This is a genomic window from Niastella populi (assembly GCF_002078015.1).
GTDB lineage: Bacteria > Bacteroidota > Bacteroidia > Chitinophagales > Chitinophagaceae > Niastella > Niastella populi.
Genome location: NZ_LWBP01000052.1, coordinates 1 through 3,929, shown reverse-complemented (window position 1 = coordinate 3,929; position 3,929 = coordinate 1). Strand labels below are relative to the sequence as shown.

Annotated in this window: 1 protein-coding gene; it reads right to left on the bottom strand. The window is 43.1% G+C overall.

The window, feature by feature from the left end:
• Nucleotides 1-3,929 (bottom strand): non-ribosomal peptide synthetase (locus A4R26_RS06710; RefSeq protein ID WP_133054573.1); only part of this gene is annotated, 3,929 nt, incomplete at both ends.

Genomic DNA, 3,929 nt, shown 5'->3' with positions numbered 1-3,929 from the left:
CAGTATCGAAACAATCATCCACTCACTGCGCTCCTGTTTGATCCCTATCAGATCATCAGGCTGAATATTATAGTTCTTCCCCAGGTAATGAGCCAGTTGATTGGATTTTTCATCTAGCTGGCGATAGGTCAGTTCGGTATCCTCAAACACCACAGCTACATTATCCGGCGTCTTTGCAGCTTGCTCATCGAATAGATCTACTATCGTCTTATCTTTCGGATAAACTACTGCTGTATCGTTAAACGTGGTTAACAGCTGGTGCTTTTCCTGTTCAGAGAGGTAATCTATTTGTGAGATCTTTTCTTCAGGGGTTTCCAGCAGGGCGTTTAACAGTTGCCTGTAATGCCTTATCAGCCTTTCAATCATGGCCTTCTCATACACGTCCGGGTTAAATACAATGTTCAGGGACACGTAATCGCCTATCTCCTGAGCCCCAATCTCTATATCAAATTTTGAAGTACTATAACCCAGATCAACTGTCTTATTTAACGATTCTTCTGATAACTCAACCCCTTCGATCCTTTTACCATTGTTTTGCAGAATGAGCATGACATCAAACACTGCACTCCTGCCTGTATCCCTTTGGAGGTTTAAATCTTCCACCAACCGATCGAAAGGATACATCTGATGGTTATAGCTTTTTAAGGTATCCTCTTTTACTTTGCTGTAGAAACCAGCAAAGCTTTCTTCAGGGTTTACCTCGTTTCTTAAAGCCAGCGTGTTTACATAGAAACCCATCTGATCTTCCAGATCGGCATGTTCTCTGCCCGCTACCGGAGTTCCGATGATGATATCCTTTTGGGATGTATAACGATACATCAACACATTCCAACCCGCCAGTAAACCCATGAACAGACTTCCACCATTCTCCCGGATATATCCCTTCAGTTTTGCAGTCGTTGCCTTATCAATATAAGCAGCTAAGCCCTGACCGTTATAGGTCTTCACCTGCGGCCGCTGTTTTATGCCCGGCAGATCCAGTAGTGGTAATTCCCCCGAAAGTCTATCAAGCCAATATGTTCTATGTGCCTTGAATGCCCCCTCGCTTAACCGGGATAACTGCCATGCGGAATAATCCTTGTACTGGATTCTTAATTCATCTAAATCAGGTTCTTTGCCTGTCTTATAAGCTTCATAGTATTTCAATACATCTTTAGACAATACTTCCATTGACCAGCCATCGCTGACGATATGGTGCATGTTGAAGTAGAATACATATTCCGCTTCCTCCACCTGGAGTAGAGCTGCCCTTAGTAAAGGCCCTTTTGCCAGATCAAATGCCCGGTAAGCATCTGCTGAAATATATGCTGCTGCTTTTTCTTGCTTATTTTCCCCTTTGCTAAAGTTCCGGTAGTCGATTGTGAAGCCCAGGTCCTTTCTTTCCAGCACCCATTGCCTGATCTCTCCTGACTCATCTACCCTGAAAACTGTTCTTAAGATCTCATGACGTTCGATGGTGGCATCTATGGCCCGCTTGAAGTGTTCGATTTCAATGTCCTGGTTCAGGTAAATGCTGCCGGGTATATTATATGCTGCCGAACCGCCTTCAAACTGACTCAATATCCAGAGTCTTCTTTGACCGTCTGAGATAGCATAACCTGCCTGGGGAATTACTTTTTCTATCTGAACAAATGCCTCTCTGGTTGAAGATGCTATCAGTGCTGCATGCGAAGCTACGCTGGTATGAGCGAACAGCTCTTTCAAACTCAGCTTTGCAGATAATTCTTTTTGATACTCATTGCTCAGGCGTACTACTTTTAAGCTATGGCCTCCTAATGCGAAAAAGTCATCATTAACCCCAATGTTTCTCCTTTCAAGGACTTCTTCCCAGATCTTTACCAGCTTCTCTTCTATCTCGTTGCGGGGTGCTACATATTCAACACCACTGGAGAGCCCCAGGCCTTCAGGGTCAGGCAGGGATTTCTTATCCACTTTACCATTAGCTGTTAATGGCATGGCCTCAAGTTGAACAATGTAAGCCGGAACCATATACGACGGAAGCCGCTCTTTTAGATAGTCCCGTAAATCGCTTGTGTTTTGTCGGGTATTGGAAGTGATATACGCAACCAGCTCCTTTTCTCCTGACTCATCCTCTTTGGCTAATACTACAGCCTGGTTTATCTCTTCGTGGTTTAATAAAGTATGCTCTATCTCTCCAGGCTCTATCCTATAACCCCTGATCTTTACCTGGTCGTCTTTTCGGCCTATGAACTCTATGTTGCCATCGGGCAGCCATCTTCCCAGATCACCTGTTTTGTACAGGCGTTCTCCTGCTTTAAATGGATTTGCCATGAACTTCTCTTTGGTCAGCGCTTCCTGGTTCAAATAACCTCTTGCCAATCCATCACCTCCTGCATAGATTTCGCCTGCAACTCCCAAAGGAACAGGTTGCATTTCCGGGTCCAGTATATACACCTGTGAATTTGCAATAGGCTTACCTATTGGAATTGCCTCATCGTATTCTTTATTTTCTACTCTGTAACAAGCTGAGAAGGTAGTATTTTCTGTAGGCCCATATCCATTGACCACTTCAAGTTCCGGGTAGGCTTTCTTTACTTTATTTACATGTATAGGTGACATTTTATCACCCCCCGACACCAGGTACCTCAATGAACTGAAAAATGACAGGTCGGTATCGACAATCTGGTTGAACCAGGCAGCTGTCAGCCACAGAACTGTGATCTCTCCCTGCTGTATCGTTTCTTTGAATGCCGCAACATTCATGAGCCTGTCCTGTGACAACAGATGTAACTGACCTCCCAACAGAAGCATGCTCCATATCTCAAAAGTAGTGGCGTCGAATGACAGTGCCCCGGTAAGGAGAAGTTTATCATTGGTAGCAGGAGTAAAAAAGTTCGTATTATAAACCAATCGAACAATGCTTTTGTGCTCGACCATTACACCTTTCGGCATACCCGTGGAACCTGAAGTATACATCACATAAGCAAGGTTAGCAGGTGTACACGTTTTCGAAAGTTCTCCGGAATTATAATTCTCTGAATCAAATTCTATGTCAATGGCAAAAACTTTTCCCTCATAATAACCAATGTCGTAAATGAAACTGGCCTCGGTTATCAGCAGATCTATAGCACTGTCTTTTACAATATACTCCTTCCTGGAAGTTGGATATTCCGGATCGATCGGAACATAAGCCCCTCCTGATTTTAATACTCCCAGTATCGAAATGATCATCCACTCACTTCTGTCCAATTGTATTCCTATCAGATCATCTGGTTGAATACTGTAATTATCTTTAAGGTAATGAGCCAGTTGATTGGACCTCTCATTCAGCTCGCGATACGTCAACTCTCTTTCAGCAAATACTATCGCAATATTATCTGGCGTCTTCGCGGCTTGCTCTTCAAACAGGTCTGCTATCGTCTTATCTTTCGGAAAAGCTACTGCCGTATCGTTAAATGTAAACAGCAGCTGATGTTTCTCCTCCTCTGATAAGTAATCAAATGTCCTTAAAGATTGGTCAGTGTTTTGCGCAAACTCTTTGATCAATTTATCAAAATGAGTTACCAGGTGTTTCAGCGATGTTTTATCATAACGATTGAAATTGTACCTGATACCTATATTTAATGAACCGGACGAAGGAGCGATTAGAATATTAAAATCATAGTTGCTTTGGTCAATGACCTCCATTGATTCTATAGACAACCCTTCTTCGCCCCGGCTATTTAACGCCCCTTCATTTTCCAGTTCCTTTACAGCATAGTTCTCAAAGATCATGATATGATTCATCAACTCCATGCCCAGTTCACTCTGGGACTGAACCTCCGACAGATTCATATAATGATGGGATGTACTTTCTATCGATTGCTCTTGCAATGATTTTAATAGCTCAACAGGGGTATCATCCGGATCATACTTTACTCTTACCGGAATGGTATTACTAAACAGTCCGATCATTTCTTCAACCCCGG